This is a genomic window from Parabacteroides leei, assembly GCF_023369805.1.
GTDB lineage: Bacteria > Bacteroidota > Bacteroidia > Bacteroidales > Tannerellaceae > Parabacteroides > Parabacteroides leei.
Genome location: NZ_JAMBQG010000020.1, coordinates 44,133 through 65,206 on the forward strand (window position 1 = coordinate 44,133; position 21,074 = coordinate 65,206).

Genomic DNA, 21,074 nt, shown 5'->3' on the forward strand with positions numbered 1-21,074 from the left:
GATTTAAAAGTTGACACTAGCGCCTAAAGAAAGTACTCTGTTTTGGGGATAAAGAGCGAACGAACCGTCACTGCTGGATCTTTCCGGATCCAGGTAAGGATATTTCGTAATTGTAAACAAATTATCTCCAGAGAAATATAGGCGAATTGAATTCACTTTGATCTGTTTAAGCCATTCTTGTTCGAATGTATATCCGACTTGCAGATTCTTTAAGCGGAAATACGAACCATTTTGCAAGAAATAAGTAGACGGCATACCAGACATGGCAGGAGTTTCTCTACCTACATAAATACGAGGTTTTTCATTTGTCTTGTTTTCCGGGGTCCAACGATCCATCCAGTCAACAGTAGGAGCTGCACCTTGACAGAAAGGCTCAAACCCCCATCCGCCAACATAGAATTTAATACCTTGTACCCCTTGGAAAAAGGCAGATATATAGAAATTCTTATATTCTGCATTCAGATTGAATGAGTATTCGAATTTCGGGAAACGACCTTCCACAATTACCTTATCATGAGAATCGATTTTACCATCCGGCTTACCGTCCGGTCCGCTGATATCTTCATATTTCAAATCACCCGGTTGCGGATTATACGGTTGTGTAGCATGATTCTTGATCTCCTCTTCATCTTGGAAAATACCAACCCATTTATACAGGTAGAATGAATTCCAGGGTTGTCCTTCTTGTTTTATAGAATAAGTACCTATTTCATTTTCACCAAAGGTTGTCAATTCATTTTTATTTTTATTAATCATTGCCGAAACAGAGTAATATAGACCGTTTTCCAATTGATTTTGGTGGGTAACACTTAATTCGATACCAGTATTGGTTACGCCTCCGTTATTGACCGTTGGAGCATTTAATCCAATACTTCCTGGAATTTGAGACGAACGAAGAATATCTTTTGTTTCTTTCTTATACCAGTCGAACACAAAAGATAGTTTATTATCTAAAACGGATACATCTGCACCAATATCCCAGGCACTGGTTCTTTCCCAAAGTAAATTCTGATTGGCTAAACTTTCCGGAGCTGCTCCGGGAGATACAGCTTGATTATCGAATACATAATTATAACCTAATTTCAGCATTTCTTGATAAGGATAATTACCGATATTCTGGTTACCCAATTCACCGAAAGAGGCTCTCAATTTCAAATTACTAACAAAAGTAAGCGGTTTCATAAAACTTTCTTCCGACATACGCCATCCTACAGATACTGATGGAAATGCCCCCCAGCGGGAGTCTTTATGCAAACGGGAAGTTCCGTCATAACGAATATTACCTTCCACAAGATACTTCCCTAGATAATCATAGTTCACACGTCCCAGGAACGACTGGATGGCCCATTCTTTGGCAGAGCCTTCTGCCTTTTGTCCATTTGTCGCACCGGCATTGATTTCATGCAGATTGTTTCCGGGAAATCCTTCTCTGTATCCTTGCAGATATTCATATTTATAAGACTCTTGATTATAGCCGGCCAATACTTTTAGTGAATGATCGCCGAATCTTTTATCGAATGTCAAATGGCTGTACAATGTCACTAACATGTCATTCTCATCTTTCACTGTTAAAGATTTATTTGTTCCAGCTACATTCAGATTGGTGGAGAAGTCACCTGTATGCCAGTTGTATTGAGGAATTAACGGATAAAAAGATTTGCCTTTTTTGAAAGTTCCGTTCACAGCCCCTTTCGTATGCCATGTCAGGTAATCAGTAAATTTAATATCCACCCAGGCTTGTGCACTTACATCATAACCACGTGTATTACTTAAAGCCTCTTTAGCATTGGCATACGGGTTCTTGTTATTATCTTCATAATCGTATGCCCGATATGCATATCTTCCATCTGGCAAAGTAGGACCGTATGTTGGAGCTTGTGCCAGAGTAGAAAGGAACAAATCTGAAGCACCGACAACAGGAGCTTCCTGATCATAATAATACATGTTGGCTTTCGTTCCGAAAGAGATGTATTTGTTTATATCGGTTTTCGTGTTGATACTAAAATTTACTTTCTGATTGTTGAATCCTCTCATAACACCATCCTGATTCGAATATCCTAAAGATGCGTTATAGGACGTTTTCTCACCTCCACCATTTACATTCAAATTATGAGAGTAAGCCAATGCCGGATTAAACATCAAGTCAATCCAATTATAATTAGGATATTTTGTCCGATCAGTCGCATTTCTGTACAAATCAATGGTTTCCTGTGGATACATTCTATTAGAAGACAATCCTGAGTTTTTCAATGCTTCATTCTTCAATTCCATATAGTCAGCCGAGTTTGTTACCAATTCCAGCATCCTTGTCGGGTTATGAACTGCATAATTAACGTCATACGTGATATTCATTTTCCCGGACTTTCCGCTTTTGGTTGTAATCAATATTACACCATTGGCAGCGCGGGCACCGTAAATTGCCGCAGAAGCAGCATCTTTCAATACCGTTACATTTTCTATATCCGACGAATTAATACTATTGATATCTCCTGCGATACCATCTATTATTACCAAAGGATCAGAACCTGCATCAGAGAATGTACCCATACCACGAACACGCATACTTATAGATTCGCCACCAGGCTGTCCTGAACCTTGAGATATTGATAAACCGGGTAATTTACCTTGCAAAGAAGAAGCTACATTGTATACAGGTCTCTTGGTCAAATCATCTCCTGATACCGTTGCTACAGCTCCTGTCATATTTGCTTTTTTCTGTGTACCGAAACCGACAACAACAACCTCGTCTAGTTTTTGTGTATCTTCCCGTAGAGTGATTTGAAACGAAGATTTACTTCCAACCGGTATCGTTTGGGTTAAATAGCCGATATAAGAAATTTCCAAAGTGGCTCCTTCCGGAACATCCAATGAAAATCGTCCGTCTATATCAGTAATAATACCGTTCGTCGTACCTTTTTGTACAACGTTGGCTCCTATCACTGGCAAGCCGGTTTCATCAACAACTGTCCCTGTGATTGTTTTGCCTTTTTGGTTAACACTTCCGGATTGTAGAATATTTCCGGAGGCTTCACTACTAGTAGCATGTGTTACACCCAATACCGGAAGGGAGCCGGAAAGGATGCCTATGGCACATACTACACTTCTGAATTGTTTCCTCATAATTCTTTTAAGATTTTAAATAAATAATAAATATTATAGAGAGAAATAGGTGATAGTTTGTGTAGGACTATGGTAGGCAGTGGTTTTCGTATATTGCTGATATATAGATATGTGTATCGTGTTTTTCGAGTTGAAACAAAGTGTCTACATACTAAATGAAACAATAGTAATTCCGTTATGTATACTTATTTTCACAATAAACTCCATATAATCCACTACTCAAAGAATGAAAAACTGGAAAGAAGGAATAAGATGTTATAAATTTGATTCGTTGAAAAACGTGCTGTAATTCAGTCTGTTTACAATGTTTAAAGTTTTAGTAATGGAGATAAATAGATAGATTCTAGTATTTATTTATTGGGAAAACAAAATTTATTCTGATTTGCAACATTCGTTCTCCTTAATAAATATTGATTAAAAAAAGAACCATAGTCCTACACAGACTATGGCCATTTTATCATGAAAAAATAAATATTATCTATTTGTTAAGATTGAAATTAAGCTGTATCCATCCGGCTACGTCCCCATCCTCAGCGATATATGAATCCAGATACCTTGTCCTGTTGGAATCGTAATTGAGGTAAAACTCATTGCCGGCATCGGAATAGTTGGCAACCAAGAAAGTTATTGCATCTTGTAAAACCCAAGCTCTAAAATGTTGTTTTCCATTCGATTCGATCGTTACAGCATTTCCTCTCTCATTGATCAGCTTGCCAGTTATGATGTTTTGCTTTGTCGATCTGAAGTCATTGGATCCGTATTCATTCCCGTCTTTATTAAAACCGTGTGTCGGAATCGTTCTTTGTTGGAGATAATCGGATTGGGTTTCCGGATAGAAAGCTTTTGCTATCCCTTCAGTACGGCCGATATGATCATTGGGGTAAACACTCCACAGAGATTTTCGTTTCCATCCTATTGTATCATATGCTTTGGGTAGATTGAAACCTATCCCAATTTGCCGAATACCATTGCCGATTTTGAAAATGTTCAGTATGTAATCGATCTTGAGTCTTTCGTCGTTATCAATGGAATATACCAATTCTATCGGATTTACACCATACTTACCGTGTATTGTAATTGAAATACCATTCTCTGTATGCGTCAAGCATTCGGATTCGAATGTCCAACCGGTCAGGGGATCAGAGGTAAAACCTACTTCTCCTCCCGAACGTTCTTGTGGAATGTAATCAATTACTTCATTTTCCTTCAAATGAGGAATGGCATATATATTTACCGGCCCGGTTATAATTTGTTCTCCCTTTTTCTTGACAGAGACTAGCATGCCGGTCGTCCGGGAAAAAGTGTATTGAATCTCTTTTGAAGTGATCTGGTAAGAAGAATCTGAAGAAATGACTTTTACTTCTCCTTTCGACAGTTCAGGCATGAGATAATAAGGTGAATAGTTTCTTGGGATTTTCCAGACAGATAGGTCAAATCCCCGTCGGTCTCTCATTGTGATTGTAAGGGTATCTCCTTTTACATTGTGAGGTATGTGGAGAGTCCCTTGCGTCCCGGGGGCCATATCAATTTCTACAGTCCCTTGCCGATCCGTATCTTTCCATAATATTTCTATTTGGTTGGCATTTTGTGTGTTGTAGCGATTTTCCAAAGTAACCAGTGTTTCATTACCGGAACTTTGGAAATGTTTACTGGTCACAATAATAGGGGAGTAACACATTTTCATATGCCAGAATTCCGGTTTTTCCCTTCTGAATCCATCGACTACTCCCCAGGGGCCATATCCACAGGGTTTGTTTCCTTTCGGATAAAACATTTCGTCGGTACATCCCCAGATACCTAATCCGCTAATAGAGGGAGATTCCTGGATGAAATCAACAAAATACTTAAGATAATCTCCCCACATATCCCTTAATCCGGGATCTGTTATGTTCTCAGACGTGTTATAGCAATTCAAATGAAGAGCTTCCCCGAATATAATCGGGCGGAAGTAATTTTCGAATGCCATTAAGCCTTTCCAACCAGGATAATGCTTGGTTCCGATATCGGTTGCCTTAATAATCCCGTGGGTTTCTGAGTGGGAGAATTTAACAGGAATATCGGGAGTTAGTTCCTTTGCTAAAAGTAAACTGTTGTAAAATTTAGGTTTCCAATCACTTTCATTCCCTAAAGACCAGAGTAAAATGCAAGGGTGTGACCGGTCTCTGACTACCATAGATTTGAAACCATAAAAAATTTGCTCTATCCGGTTGTATGAATCTTTTCCGGATTCCCAACAAACGGGAGCTTCGTCTTCAACGAAAATACCATATCGGTCACATAAATCCAGCATATAACTGTCAGGAGGATAATGAGAAGTGCGGATATAGTTGCAGTTGGCATTACGCAATTGTTCGATATCCCGACGTAAAGTGGCTGTATCTCTTATCGCGCGTCCGTCGTAAGCAGAGATGTCATGTCGGGAGACACCCCTTAGTTTAACCGGATGATTATTGACGTACAGTACATTCCCTTTTATTTGGATTTTTCTGAATCCGAAGTTTCTTTTTACAATTTCCGTTTTTTCATCATTTTCCAGGAGAGCGACTTCAACAGTATACAGGAAAGGAGTTTCGGCATGCCACAATTTAGGAACGTCTATAGTAACGGGATTTAACTGTTTTAGTGCCATCTTCTCATTATAGATTACTTTTCCGTTCATAGGTAAGCCTTCTATACCTCTTTCCCTTACAATTACTTCGACTTTTTTATTTTGAAGTTTTCCGGATAATGAGATATGAATATCCAATATACCCTGAGACAGATTATCGGATAATTTAGCGTTACAATACAGATCATTGATGTAGGTTTGGGGGACAGTAATCAATTCAACTCCACGCAATATTCCTCCGGCCTGATGTTTTGCATAGTGGGAGATCTTTGATATTTCGCTTGCCAATGATTCGTTTCGTACATATACTATCAATTGATTTTTCCCAGAAAGTAAAAAAGGCGTTAAATCCTTTTCAAATTGTGTCATGGAGCCTATATGTTCTCCCACATATTTCCCGTTAAGAAAAATTTCGCATTCGCTTTCGACAGCACCGAAACGAATCAGTGTTTTTTGTTCCTTCCAGTCTGAAGGAAGTACAAATTCTTTATAATATCCAGCCCATTTGCCAGGTTCTACCTGAAAGGATTCCATATACCATTCCGAGGGCACATCAATAGAATACCATTCGGTATCTGTTTTTCTTATTCCTTCAAACGGATTGTTTATTTTGTTTGTAAACAACCAACTACCGTTTAATGATAGGGTTGGCTGCGTAGTTCCTTTTACAAATGCAGGGGTTGGAGTATGTATCGTTTTGATCTTTTCATTTAAAACAGGATACAAATTTTCTACCGTTTTAAATGTAAATACAGAGTCATTTTGATGAGCATTTATACAAATGCCCATCAAAATAAACAGAAAAGTAAAACAGAGTCTCTTGTTTTTCATTTACTACTTTTATAGTTGTAAGGATATTATTGATTCTTTACTTCAAACCGATACTCCTGTCTTACTTTAATGTCAGACATTGAAGGAACCACACACTCTTGCGGAACCACATTCTTTTCAAAGTAAATCGGTGCATCAGCCGATTTCAATCCATCAATACGGATAACCATCGGGTTAGTATCGATCGATTCGCGCAAACGACTCAGACTGATAATCCACTCTGTTCCGTCGTAATAGGAGTCTGCCACCAGATCTCCGTTCAGATATGCGTTGGCTACATCTCCTTTGTAAGAGATGTACATACGGGTTTCTTCATCACCACAAACGGGTACCGGAGCTTTTACTTCATAGAGTCCGAGATGTTCTTCCGGAGCAAATGCCGAAGGTTTTCTTTCTGCGGTTACTGTAGTAACAGGTTTATTGTTTGTAGATAGCCATGTTGCGTCGGTATTCCAGACGATTCGTTTACCATTTTTCAAAAGAATCTCAATTTCCGCAGTAATCTCTTGGTTGCCGGGAAGAGTTAGTTTAATTGTATTGTCGCCTTCCTGAACAAAGGAGGTTACATCTGCGTAGAAATAATCTCCCATGACCGTAGTTTTTGTTTCTTTTCCGTTGATATTGCAATCGGCTGAGACTGGCGACACATAGCGTAAATAAGCCCTTTCTATTTTAGAAAAAGTATTCAAGGCGAACAGGCGTTTTACAACGTTACCTTCTGTCGGACGGATCCATTTGCTTTTTTCCATGGGGGTAATCGAACGGAAGATTGCCTGTAGGCTGTGTGCTTCATTTCGGAATGTTTGTTGTTTGAAATTTCCGTCTTTGTATATCCAGATATCTGTTGATGGCTGATCATTAATCAAAGTGATCTTATCGTTGTCGTAGATTAATGAAGAATTAGTAATAGAGACAAACTCTTTTCCTTTAATCGTACCTTTCCAGATATGATCCGACTCTTCCTCGGTCAGTGTGACAAAGCGTACTGTAGAACCGTTCTCTTTTGTGATTTTTATGATACACTCTTTTCCCGGAGTCAATTGATTGATAAAATATCCGTTTTTTTCTTTCCGGCAAGTGCCGTTCTCTACTTCGATATTCCGGATATCTTTGTTTTCAATTAGATATTCTCCTGATATTGCATCATCTTCAAAGAAGAAATAAGTATTGTTATTGCCTTCTTTTAAAGAGCAAATAGGTTGTGTTGTTGAGTATTTCAACAGTACATTACTTAATTCCTGATTGAACGGCCAGAGAAAGTAAGTACCGTTTTTCACAGTCACTTTCTGGCGTGGCATACGGATCGTTTCATCTTTCAGCTTTAAAGAGAACTGGACGTTTTTATAGTCTTTCCGGCTATGTTTGTATAAATAATTGGAACAGAATAGATAGCCTGTATTCTCTTTCAATCGTACTGCCCATTGCAGGTTATTCTTGTCCTGGTTGCTGGTAGGCAAGTAAGCTACAGCCGGAGCCAGCGTTGTCCCGAAATCATTCATAAAATAGTTATATTTTTTTGTTTCCTGCATGACGGTACCTAAAGTCCCAAATTCGCGGATGGGAGCCTGATAGTCATAACTGACGCGTGGCCCGGATGATTGGTATGTTCTTGTTTTTCCAACAGGATTAGTACCACCTGTATACATATAATATCCCATCATATTAGCTCCGCATCCCAAACGAAGGTTAATATTTTCTCCAGCCATTTCTTCCGGTACGACAGCGCGGCGTTGGTAGAAGGCTGTTGTACCTACGCCTATTTCACAAGTAAAGAAGGGAGAGTCATTATTGTCTCCACTTAACGACTCTACATCTCCTTCTATTTTGATAATATCGGTACCAATGTTGTCTGAAAGACGATTGTAGGTAAAAAATTCAAAGTTGGAAGTAGGTATCTCATTCTTTCCCGAAGCAGTCCACGGAGCTTCGATATAGAAACCGGCATAAGGAATGATTTCCCCTTTCGGATATTCACTGTCCATCCAGTGTGTCATTGAATAAATAGGAACATCAAAGCCTATTTCAACGGCCATTCTCTTTAAATTGAGCAGATGTGAGATAATCATTCCGGGACGTACATATTCATTTTCCAGCTGAAGGGCCATGACAGGACCACCGTCTTTCCATAACAACCCTTTTACCTGATCATATACAGCCTGATACCACCGGCGAGAATATTCAAGATATAAAGGGTCATTAGAACGGGTAACCAGATTTTTATTATTGACAATCCAATCCGGCAGTCCTCCGTTCTTTATTTCAGCATTACAATAAGGACCAAAACGCAGATGTACTTTCATATTCAATTCCTTACATAATTCGATAAAACGACGGAGGTTGAGATGTCCTTCCCAGGATAATTCGCCTTCAAACTCTTCGTGGAGTGACCAGATACAATAAGTTGCCACAATATCAATACCGGAGGCTTTCATTTTCAACAAAGCATCCCGCCAGTATCTGGAGTCCATCCGGTTGTAATGGATTTCTCCCATGACAGGAAGTTGAGGAATACCACTTTCTTCCATGTATAGGTTATTCACACGGATTTCTTTTCCGACCAAACCGGGATGTCCTAACTCCAGGTATTTTATCGTGGGAGGGGTTATCCGGCTCAAATCTATTTTGTATTGTCCCTGGGCAGTAGATAAGGCTGCCATTGATAAACATGCAATAATTAAGTGTTTCATTTGTATTTATTAAAAAATGATTATTTATAAGAGTTATTGATAAACTTTTGATCAACGGATCACTCTATAACCCAGTTCTTTTTGAGAAAAAAAGAACTTCTGTTTTTTTTCTTTTTTTAAGATTGACCGATCGTTCTGCTTCTTTATAAGATAACCGAATGTCGCTATCTTGTATTTTAGATAAAATATATACTTTCTTCAGTTTATTGTTCTCCCAATAGATATCTAATTCGTATCCTCCGCGAGCACATAATCCTTTCACATATCCGTTCTTCCAGGCTTCTGGTAAAGCAGGTAGTATAACGATCTTTCCAGTGTGGCTTTGCAATAACATTTCAGCCATACCGGCAGTAGCACCAAAGTTAGCATCTATTTGAAAAGGAGCATGCATAGAAAACAGATTAGGGGCAATGCCGTTTTTCAATAGTTTTTCTATAGAGGAATAGGCTAAGTCTGCATCTTCAAAGCGAGCTCCTACATTCATCATCCAAGCCAAACTCCATCCAACGTTTTCGTGGGAATGTGCTATTCGTGTATCGAGAGATTTTCTGGCGGCATCGAATAATTCAGGTGTATCTTTTGTAATTTGATTACCGGGGAATAAACTGTATAAATGCGAAATATGGCGATGACCGGGATCATCTTCTACATATTCCTTATCCCATTCAAGCAATCTTCCATCTTTACCAATTCCGTTTTGTTGGAGATTGGCACGCATATCTTTTACTTTTTCTATCAAAGCATCATTGATAGACAAAACTTCGGATGCTTTTATAAAGTTAGTAAACAAATCGTATATGACTTGTTGATCATGGGTTGGGCCTATACATGTATAGACTCTCTCTTTTACATTGTCAATAAAAAATCCGTTTTCAGGAGAAACAGAAGGAGCAGATACCCATAGTCCATTCTCCGGATTTCTTATGAGCCAGTCAGTGTAAAAAAGTGTAGCGGCTTTCAATATCGGATACACCTTTATAAGGTATTGCTTATCTAATGTAAAAGCATACTGTTCCCAGATGTTCTGGCAGGTCCAACCGGCTCCCCCCAAGTAATTACCCCATTGTACATCTTCTCCCGGAGAGGTGAATCCCCAAACGTTTGAGATAGCATGTACGCACCATCCATCAGAGTGGTAATGAATATTTGCTGTTTTATTTCCTGGTTCCTGCAGGGATTGTATATAATCTGCATAAGGCAGAAATAGCTCCGATAGGTTGGTTACCTGTGCCGGCCAGTAATTCATTTGCAGGTTAATGTTCATGTGGTAGTCTCCATTCCAGGCTGCATTCAATTTGTTTCCCCAGACACCTTGTAAATTTGCCGGTAATGTATTTTCCCGTGAAGAGGCTATCAGTTCGTAACGGCCAAACTGAAACAGTAATTCCTGCAAATGAAGATCTGTTTTTCCTTCTTTGACCTGTTTGATCCTAATATCGGTTGGAATAGTATCCGGTTTATTTTCCTGTAAAGCGATCAGAACCCTGTTAAAGTATTTACTGAAATCATTGGAATGTTCCTGCAACAATTTATTATAAGGCTTTTTCATAGCCCGATCGAGTATTTCCGATGTATTTTCCTTGTAGTCTGCGTTCAGGTACACAGGATATTCTCCTGTATAATTGGTAGAAGAAGTCAGATAGAGGATCACTTCACTTGTATTTTTTACGACTAAATTGCCCCCCTCCATCTTTTTCGTTCCGTCATTTACTTTGGCGTCCAAACGAACCCAATATTTCATGCCTTCTCCGCCTGAACCATTGTTCATAGCCCCATACATCAGTAGTTGTCCATTGTCTTCTTTGACCGCATATCTTTCCGGGCGATCCATACGAATAGTAAAGTTTAGTGCTTTTTTTTGCGCGGATTCAATCTTTATAACAATGACATTATCCGGGTAACTGGCAAAATAAGTGCGCTTGATTTGATTCGAATCAAGCTGATAAGAAACGGATGCGATTCCGGTATTCAGACTTAGTTCTTTATGGTAATTCCGGTATTCTCCGGGTTTTCCAAAGTCGATATACAGATCTCCAAGCGTTTGAAAAGTACCATAAGGTTCGTTTGCTCCCTGTGCGGTATTTGAACCGGTACCCAAACACACCTGAGTTTTTTGTGCCAGGTCTTCAGCCTCTTTATTTTTTCCCTGAAAGAGAAGTTCTCTTATTTTTTCCCTGGCAGCAAAAGCTCCTGGATTATCCGCTTCCTGCCGGCTTCCGGACCACAACGTTTTATTATTTAACTGTACTCTTTCTATTGCTACGTCTCCAAAGATCATTGCTCCCATATAGCTATTGCCGATGGGCAATGCTTTCAACCATTCCTGATCGTCCGACCAACTTAGGGGATTATCTTTCTCTAATGCGTTTGCAGGTTGATTATACCAAATCTTATATTCCCGTTCTTCTTTTACTGCATTGCACGAAAAGAAAAAAATGAATAGAAAGATCAGGCTATATTTCTTTATGAACATAGATCTATATATTAAGAATGATTTTAGATAATGAAAGAAGAGGAGGATTAAAAGATGTATATAATCATACATACTTTTGAAATCCCCCTTTTTTGAAGAATAACTATTTATTAAGTGCAATGATGTTGATTTTCCATTCAATATCGGAACCATCAGCAGCTACAACCAGGTAACTAAATGTTTTTCCGGAAAAATCACCCGGAGTCCCTAATGCTGGTGCACCATTTATCGGACGAATAGATGCGGCAGCAGAAATATCAGTTATACATACTAAATTGGACAATGAAATTTTTTCCCGTATTTCAGGGGTAAACTTTTCTGTTATGTCGGGAACTGTTATTGTACAATTAATGGTATGATCTGTTATTTGATTATTGGTTGTCATCTCTACAACTCTAATTTGTTCTGCTGTTTCATCCCACCAGCGGTATTCAAACTTTACATTTGTTATCTCTGCTTTATCAGATGTAGGTAATTCGTCTAACCCCATCTTCAGGCAGGAAGAAAAGGAAATTACCAATAATATAAATAAGGTGAATCTTGCTATATTTTTCATTTGATGATATTTTTATGGTTTTACATTGAATTACATTTTATTACCATCCGGTGTTCTGATCCAGACTTGGATTTTGTTCAATCTCTTTCTGGGGAACAGGCATTAAATAACGTTTTGTTGTAAATACACGTATATTATCAGCTTCGTTAAACGGAAGATTAATAATTCTGAATGATTTGCCATCGGCTGCAATTTCGATAGCTTTATGGACAATTGTCAATTCCTTTACTGTCGGTAAATTATCTGCTTTACCCCATCTTAATAAACTCCAGTAACGGTCTCCTTCCATTGTCAGATCAACACGCCTTTCCCGTTTGTAAGCTTTCCAAGCATCTTCGAAAGATATATCCTTTGCCAGAGCAGGTAATCCTCCATGAGTGGTACGGGTTTTATTAATATAGTCGATAGCCGTATTAATATTCCCCTGTCTTAACATCACTTCTGCATAATTCAGATAAGAACGTCCCAAACGTAATAATACATAATGATAATTTGTAGGTTGGTCGTTTAGTAGTCTTTTTGCTTCGTAAACACATTTACGGTAGATGTAACCGGTTTTTGTCATGCCCCAGTCGCCTCCTCCAAGAGCAGAAGCCCAATTCAAGTTACCTTCCAGTCTGGTCCATACTTCGTTTTTGAAGAACATAGTTGAATCGTAAACGATGCTGGCATAAAAACGGTTGTCACGATTTTTATAAATGGCATCAGACACGTATCCACCGTTTTTCAGGAAATTTTTATAATAAGAAGTTTGATCCCAGTCTTTTGCTTTGCCATCCTCATCAATAACTTCATAAGCATTAACAAGATCGATAGAAGGCATTTGCTGAAGCCATCCGGCAAATTCTTCTGCAAATGTCGGAACAGTACCCGGTTTCACTTTATTATTGTCTGTATTGGGTACCAACTGCTGCATCCAGGTATCAGCAAACTTTGTTGCGTCTTCATGTTTCCATTGAGCTAGGATGATTTCCTTTGAATTTAACGAATGGTTGAAATCGTTAAACATACCTTTGTAATCCTCATCTAGTTCATAAACACCCAGATTAAAAAGACTTTCACTGGCCGTTTTTGCTATGTTATAATATTCATCTTGACCGGATTCGATATAAGCTGCACCGTGTAATGCTGCTTCTGCCAGTAATGCATAGGCAGCTCCTTTGGTTAGCATACCTTGTTGATTATTCAATGTTTCCGATAAATCATTTGTAGCTTCTTTCAAGTCATTCAGGATAAAATCATACGTATCTTTGATGGTTGCTGTTCTGGGGAATTGCATGTTTTCTTCCGGATTAATCAAACGATCTATGATCATTAATTTCCCAAACCAACGAGCTCTAGAAAAATAGGTCATAGCTCTCATTGTTTTAGCTTGAGCAATAAAATATGCTTTTTCCGAGTCTGACAATACGGGTGACTCCGGGGCTTTAGCAATGATCATGTTACATCTTCTGATATTTTCATAAACTTTCAAATCATCATTTATTTTGTTCCAGCCTACATCGTAATAACGATCCATTTGCTCCTTATTGAAAGAGATAGCATTGGAGTTGGGTTCGATAACACTGTTGTCTGTATATTCATCTACCATAATCATTAAATCGGTCGCCCTTCGGAGTGTAGTATACGAAAAAGCCTGGATCAGGTCTTTGTTATTCCATACGTCTTCTTCCGAGTATTTATCTAATGGCCCTTTATCAAGAACGTCACTACATGAAAAACATGATAAAGAGAGTAGAACGACTACTATTATATTTTTGATATTATTCATATTTTTTCCTCCTTAATTAAAATCCGACTGTTAAACCAAATGCTATCACTCGCTGTACAGGATATGCACTACCGTCTGTTGCATAAGTTTCTCCTTTGTCATTGATATTAGGGCTTTCCGGGTCGTAAAATTTATTCATTCCTGAGATAGTGAATAAATTGGCTCCAGAGAGATTCACTCTACACATATTGAGCCAGTCAACATTCTTTAATACGCTGTATTTCAAATCGTAAGACAATTGTATGTTTTTAAGTCTTAAGAAAGAAGCATTTTTCAACCAGAAATCCGATTTCTGAATATTGTTATCTCCATTTCTGGAGGTAGCAGACGTCAGACGTGGGAATGTCGCATTTCTATTTTCTTCTGTCCAATAATTCAATTGCTCTTTGTAATATGGTTTTGTTCCTTTATATTGTACGCTAAGTTCCATATTTCGTTTTCCTGTTCCGTATAACAAGCCGGATAAAGAGAAACCTTTATATCCGAAAGAAAAATCAAATCCATACGTAAAATGGGGCATGGAGGTATTTCCTACTCGTGTCTGATCCTGATCATCGATTTTACCATCGCCATTGATATCCCTATAAGCAATATCTCCAAATTTTAGTTCGGAAGCCTGTGGACGGCGCGGGGAGTTTAAAATCTGTTCTACTGTTTGATAATATCCCTGAGAAACCAATCTGACATCATAAAAGTCTGTCTGATTCGTTGTCCGTTTCCAGGGGTTCATCAAATCTGTCATTGACTCGTCTGCTTTTACCTTCCATAAATTATTGAAATAAGTCATGTTGAACCCTAAATCATAGGTGAAATCTTTTCCAACTTTATCACTCCAACGCAAAGAAAATTCAACACCTTCTCTTCTTTGTTCACTCTCAGACTTGATTTGTGGAAGATCTTTTCCTAATGGCGTCGTATATCTGTCACTCGGACTCATCAGTCCTCCCTTTGTAACATAGAAAAAATAATCTGCTGTACCTTTTAGCCGATTGCCTAAGAATGCCATATCAATACCATAGTTGAGTGAATTACGAGTGTACCAACTCAATAAAGAAGGTGATACTAATTTACCTTCGCTGAAACCAGATTGCATGTTGCCACCGATTACAATTATGTTTTTATCCAGATCGTAAACAGGCATGTAACCAAAACGGTTAACTCCGTTTTCGGTACCTGTCTGACCATAAGAAGCGCGTAATTTAATCAAATCCACATCTTTCCAATTCAAAGATCTGAAAAACGGTTCTTCACTAAGTGCCCAGGCTACAGCACCGGAAGGGAAGAATCCCCAACGATATCCGGGAGCAAAGTTGTCTGAACCATCATAGCGAAAACTACCTTCTATAATATAGCGGTTCTTATAGTCATATTTCAGACGGCCTACTACACCCATTCTACCTCCTTCTTCACCACTACCGTCATTTAAGATTCCTACTGGTGATCCGGCAAAAATCTGATCTACTGCCGATGACTGGTAATCTTTACGTGAAGTCCAGAAATTATCTCCATTATTTTCAGCAACAGTAAATACTGCTTTTGCGTCAATGCTGTGATCTTCATTGAATGTATTCATATAAGAAGCACTTACTTCAAAATTGTATGATTCCTTGAAGTCGGCACTTTCTTTTAACGTTGGTTTTGCAATCGGATAGTCGATCCCATTCGGATAATACTGCGGAGCACGTGTGTTGAATTCTTTTTTAAATTCATCACTAACTCTATAGTTTAACATTGTTCCCAAGGAAAGTCCTTGAACCCAAGGTAAATTCCAGTCTGCAACGAATTGAGCATTAATATACTTCTTGTTGTTTTTGTTATAACCGGAACGTTTATCCATATCCACCAATGGATGGTCGGTTGCAGAAGAGTAGGTTCCGTCTTCATTAAAAGCCGGAGTAAGAGCTAACTGACTGTATAAATGCCCCAAGATAGTCCCTGCTCCTATATAAGGACTATTCTTTTTTTCTATGGCTCCATTCAAATTAACACCAACAGTAAGCCCAATATTGTCAAAAGTCGTATTTACATTGCTACGTATAGTATATCTGTTGTAATCCAGCGAGTTTGACGTGAACAAACTTCCTTGATCGATCATACCTAATGATAAATAATAATTTATTAATTTACCACTACCATTCATTGAAAGAGTATGGCGATATTGTGGAGCAAAATTTTTAAGTCCTAGATCAAGCCAGTCTACATTTGGATAAAGTGGATCTGTCTGATTTAGAATTTTGTTCATTTCTTCTTCGCTATACTGATGGTAAGCAGGGAGACCATCAAACATCGCAGCTTTATTTTGAGTTTCTGCATAGGTATATGCATCTACTTTTTCCATCAGTACAGTTGGCTGACTATATTCTGCATTAAATGTATATGTTATGGAGGTTTTACCCTTACTTCCTTGTTTGGTTTTAACCAAAATGATACCATCTGCAGCTCTTGAACCATATACAGCTAATGATGCCGCATCTTTCAATACGGATAGACTTTCAATATCTACGGAATTCAATGTATTAAATTCCCAGGCGGTACTGATCACTCCATCAATAACATATACAGGATCGTTGCCACCACGGATAGATATCTTTGCATTAGAACCGGGTTCACCTCCCTGATTCTGTACAATCACACCTGTAGCACGCCCTTGCAGAGTAGAGCTCATGTCGTTAAATGGTAAGTCTTGTAATTTTTCTCCTTTTACAGAAGTTACGGCGGATGCCATTTTCCGTGTAGATGTCGTTCCATAACCGATCACAATGACCTCATCCAAAATTTTAGTATCCTCTTTTAGAATGAGCGAAATATCTCTCTTGTTTCCAATAGTGATTTCCTGAGGCAGATAGCCTATATATGAAATTTGAATTGTAGCATTGTTCGGAACATTCAAAGAGAATTGTCCATTCAAATCTGTGACTGTTCCGATTGTAGTACCTTTAACAAATATGTTTGCACCGATGATGGGTTCCCCATTCTTATCTGTGACATTACCTTTTATTTGTTTACCGGATTTACCCCCTTCTTGTACTTCTGTAGCAGGTATTATCAGAATATGTCCAGCTTCTATTTTATAAGTCAGACCACTTCCGTCCAAAATCTCATCCAGCATGCTTGATAAGGTTTTGTTCTGCCCCTTCGTTTCTATTTTTTTATTAATGTTCAATTTGCTTTGATTATAATCTACGGAGAGATTTGTTTGTCTTTCAATTTCTTGAAAAATAATTTGTATCGTGTTCGCTCCTTTGGGAAGATTGATCATCTGATTTTGACTGTATAGAGTCCCGGATACAAATAGGCAAAGCGTGAAAAATAATTTTTTACTGTTTTTTATGGGTATAATTAATCCCCTTTTAAACTTAAAAGTCATACTTTTGTGTATTAGATTTTATTGTAAATGTTAATAAATTCGTTGAAGTTTTATTTAAAACATAGTAAAGTCTATTTCAGATGCCGGGAAGTTGCTGTGAGAGGTGCTTTCCGGTGTCTTTTTATTAGCGTGTAACCTCCTTTCTATTTTTGAACAGAAGGATATCTTTTCCTTCAATTTTGTAATTGATATTTCCTGCCAGCTGGGTAAATATATGTATGGCATCTTCTACTGTCTCATGCTGTTTAAATTTCATTGTAAACAAATCGGATGATTTGATATCCGGACTTATTTTTATGTGTACATTATATTTACGCTCCATGACAGTTAGTATCTGCATTAATGGCTGATTAACAAATCGTAATTCTCCTTGAGTCCAGACGGCGTAATCACTGGCTTCCACATAGCTGGTACTGAATACCTGACTTTGTCCATCATAAATAACCTGCTCATCCGGATGCATAATAATAGTTTTTTCCGGTTCGTCATTCTTGTATATCTTGACAGAACCGTTTTCCAGCGTAGTGATGATACGCTCATTGTCCGGGTATGATTCTATATTGAATTTTGTACCTAATACTTCCACTTTCAGTGGACCGGTACTGACAATAAAAGGTTTGTGTGGGTTTTTAGCTACAATGAAATTGGCTTCTCCGCTTAAAAATACAGAACGTTTCCCCTTTGAAAATTCACGGGGATAAACAAGTAAACTACCGGAGTTTACTTGTATGACGGAACCGTCGGGTAATTGTATGGTTTCTTGTTGGCCGTTAGGGACATAACATTCTATCATTTCGGGTTCTGTATATTCGTTTTTTGTCAGCCACCAGGCTGCAATACCGGTTATTAATGGTAAAATAAGGATTGCGGCATAGCGTAGTAGGCGACTTTGTAAAGATACTTTAATCGATTGATGGTCTGCATGATGAATTTTTTGCAAAGTTTTCTGAAGAGATCGGCTAGTGTTGTTGTCCGCTTCTGCCACCATTTCCTGCCATATCTGTCTCATGGCCGCTTCCTTCTCAGGAGTGTCGATGCTACCGGCCAACCAGTTTTTTATTACAGAACGATGTTCCGATGGAACCGTATGATCCACCAGACGCCGTAGTATATTATAAACTCTGTTTTTTTCCATCTCACTATGTTTATATATAGTAAGACTACAAAAATGAAAAACACACGTAGTTGGTATTCTAAAAAAATAGCAGTAAAATGGAAATAACTTTACGTAGATCTGATAATGCAGCAGAAATATGAGTTTCCACCGTTCGTTTGCTGATGTTTAATTGAAGGGCTATTGCGTCATTGCTCAGTCCCTGCTTGCGGCTCAGGCAGAAGATTGCTTTTCGTTGAGGAGGCATTTTGTCGACAGTCATATCTATTAATTCTTCCAGTTCTTTTGCAAAGATCAGTTCTTCCAGTTCATCAATAGATGGAATATGGGTGGCGTTTGTTTCGTTAATCAGATCTGGAGAAAAAGAGCGGTTAAGGTATGTATATAGTGTATTTCTGGCTATCCGGTAAAGATAAGCGTTCAGATTCTCTACTTTTATGAGTGATTGCCGATTTTGCCATAGTTTCACGAATACATCCTGGGCCAGGTCTTCTGCTTCAGCTTCATTGTCCAAAAAACCTGACAGGAATAGTTTGAGTTTGGGGAAATAAAGCATGAAGAGATCATTAAATGCTTTTGTGTCTCCGTTACTTAAATCTGATAGCCGTTCTTTTTCAGTCTTTGTCTTTTGCATGAGTGAAAGTAAAATGGGATGTTCTAAGGTATACCATTCTTTAGATGTGATTTTTTTATTTAATTATGGAGGCAAATGTAGGGAAAAATGCGAATTAGTGCTTGATGTATGGAAATAATTCTGAAGTTTCTCAGGTTTTGTTAGTTTTAGTTAAGTCTATTATAGGGATTCTCTCGAAGGAATTATTAAAGGGGCAGTTCATACATGGACAGCCCCTTTCTTATTCTTATTTCGGACGGGGAACGACCATATAGTCTTTCTCCCATTCCTCATACCGTGCTACCATCTCTTTTACCTTTTCAGGATACTGATCGGCCAGGTTATGCATCTCACTGCGATCTTCATTTAAGTTATAAAGCTCCCAGTCCTTTTTATTGTTCGGCCATACGATCTTCCAGCCGGAGACATCGATCAGGGCTTTCTCGTTGAAATGCTCAAAGCATAATTCGTCATGTCCCTGGCGGGTCCCCGTTTTAAAGATCGGATCCAGACTTTTGCCGGCCAATGGAATGATTTTATTTCCATTGTATTCCGTCGGATAGTCGGTACCCGATATATCAAGGCAGGTTGCCATTATATCCATCACATGTCCCATCTGGGTATTAACCGTTCCTTGGGGTTGCTTAATTCCTTCAGGCCAGTGAGCGATCATCGGAGTACAAATACCACCTTCATACGATTTCGCTTTCCAGAAACGGAACGGCGTATTGGCGGTATTCGCCCATCTGGCACCCACAGAGGCATAACTCGTTTCCGGGCCGGGCATTATCTCTTTCTCTTTCGGATAAACGATCTTACGGCCATCGCGCGTTTCGGCCGGACGGTCATTTTCTCCTTCCGAGTAATTCTGGCAGTCTTCATTACTACAACCGTTGTCCGACATAAAGAGGATCAGGGTATTATCCAACTGGCCGTTCTTCTTTAGCGTCTCTATCACACGACCGATCTCCTGGTCCATACGGTCTACCATAGCTGCATGAACGGCCATCGCACGGGCATCCCATTCCTTGGTCGGGTTCTCGTCCCATGAGTCGGTAAACTGTCGCGGAGAAAGGAAATCATCGGCATCACCGAACAACTTCATCTCCTTCATCCGTTGGTAGCGGGCTTCGCGGATAGCCTGCCAACCGTCTTTATAAGTATCTTTATACTTTTCTATATCTTCCGGTAGTGCATGCAACGGCCAATGCGGACAATGGAAAGCCAGATACATGAAGAACGGCTTATCCGTTTTTGCATATTTATTTACATAGGCGACGGCTGTATCGGCCAATGCGATCGTGCTGTAGTAATCTTCCGGGACAGTGTTCACAGGCTTGTCACCGCTGACCAAGCTGAACGGGTCGAAGTAATCCACCACTCCGTAGATCGTACCATAACAATCCTGGAAGCCACGGTTGATCGGGTAGTTTTCCTTCGGGGTAAACTCATCGTGTTGTACCTGGTGTGCCAGCCACTGACGCTGATCAGGGCGTAAAGGTGTTTCGGCAATATGCCATTTGCCTACCCAGGCTGTCTGATAACCGTTCTCTTTCAGAGCCTCGGCAATAGTAACCCCGTTGTGTGTCATAGTTCCTCGGTAACCCGGTTGATGATCGTCGAAGGTCATACGCCCGATACCTGCCTGGTGTTGGTAGAGCCCCGTCAACAACGATGCACGGGTAGGACAACTACGGCTTGTATTATAAAAATGAGTGAAGCGAAGACCTTCCTCGGCCAACTTATCCAGGTTGGGAGTATGGATTTCACCACCATAACATCCCAGGTCGGAGAATCCCATATCATCCGCCAGGATCACAAGGATATTGGGTTTGCTGCTTTCTTTGTTTTCCTTATTCTCCCTGGCATTACATGCACTGGCCGAGAAAGCCAGTGCTGCAATGGGTAATGTTCTAAATATTAATGTCTTCATG

General features: G+C 39.1%; 10 protein-coding genes. All 10 read right to left on the bottom strand.

Annotated features, from left to right (window positions below):
* Positions 1-3 precede the first annotated feature (3 nt).
* The 10 genes from M1P97_RS21605 to M1P97_RS21650 all read right to left on the bottom strand — a co-directional run bounded on the left by M1P97_RS21605 (position 4) and on the right by M1P97_RS21650 (position 21,073).
* Positions 4-3,120: a SusC/RagA family TonB-linked outer membrane protein gene (locus tag M1P97_RS21605; protein ID WP_249390172.1), complete on the bottom strand. Its 3,117-nt coding sequence runs from the start codon at positions 3,118-3,120 to the stop codon at positions 4-6.
* Between the two features lie 478 nt (positions 3,121-3,598).
* Positions 3,599-6,559 (bottom strand): glycoside hydrolase family 2 protein, encoded by a 2,961-nt coding sequence (locus M1P97_RS21610; protein WP_249390173.1) that lies wholly within the window; start codon positions 6,557-6,559, stop codon positions 3,599-3,601.
* A gap of 26 nt (positions 6,560-6,585) precedes the next feature.
* Positions 6,586-9,246, bottom strand: a complete 2,661-nt coding sequence (locus tag M1P97_RS21615; RefSeq protein WP_249390174.1) for a beta-galactosidase — start codon at positions 9,244-9,246, stop codon at positions 6,586-6,588.
* Between the two features lie 64 nt (positions 9,247-9,310).
* Positions 9,311-11,719 (bottom strand): glycoside hydrolase family 95 protein, encoded by a 2,409-nt coding sequence (locus tag M1P97_RS21620; protein ID WP_249390175.1) that lies wholly within the window; start codon positions 11,717-11,719, stop codon positions 9,311-9,313.
* Positions 11,720-11,822: 103 nt separating this feature from the next.
* A complete protein-coding gene (locus M1P97_RS21625) occupies positions 11,823-12,275 on the bottom strand; it encodes a DUF5018-related domain-containing protein (protein ID WP_195374838.1) in 453 nt (150 codons plus the stop codon).
* Positions 12,276-12,315: 40 nt separating this feature from the next.
* Positions 12,316-14,046 carry a RagB/SusD family nutrient uptake outer membrane protein gene (locus M1P97_RS21630; protein ID WP_195374837.1) on the bottom strand — a complete coding sequence of 577 codons (1,731 nt, stop codon included), beginning with the start codon at positions 14,044-14,046 and terminating at the stop codon, positions 12,316-12,318.
* 16 nt (positions 14,047-14,062) lie between these two features.
* Positions 14,063-17,305: a TonB-dependent receptor gene (locus tag M1P97_RS21635; protein WP_249390188.1), complete on the bottom strand. Its 3,243-nt coding sequence runs from the start codon at positions 17,303-17,305 to the stop codon at positions 14,063-14,065.
* A 232-nt stretch (positions 17,306-17,537) separates the two neighbouring features.
* Entirely contained in the window at positions 17,538-18,548 is a 1,011-nt protein-coding gene (locus tag M1P97_RS21640; protein ID WP_195374835.1) for a FecR family protein, read from the bottom strand.
* 58 nt (positions 18,549-18,606) lie between these two features.
* Entirely contained in the window at positions 18,607-19,161 is a 555-nt protein-coding gene (locus tag M1P97_RS21645; RefSeq protein ID WP_195374834.1) for an RNA polymerase sigma-70 factor, read from the bottom strand.
* 226 nt (positions 19,162-19,387) lie between these two features.
* Positions 19,388-21,073, bottom strand: a complete 1,686-nt coding sequence (locus M1P97_RS21650) for an arylsulfatase (protein ID WP_249390176.1) — start codon at positions 21,071-21,073, stop codon at positions 19,388-19,390.
* Between the last annotated feature and the right edge of the window lies 1 nt (position 21,074).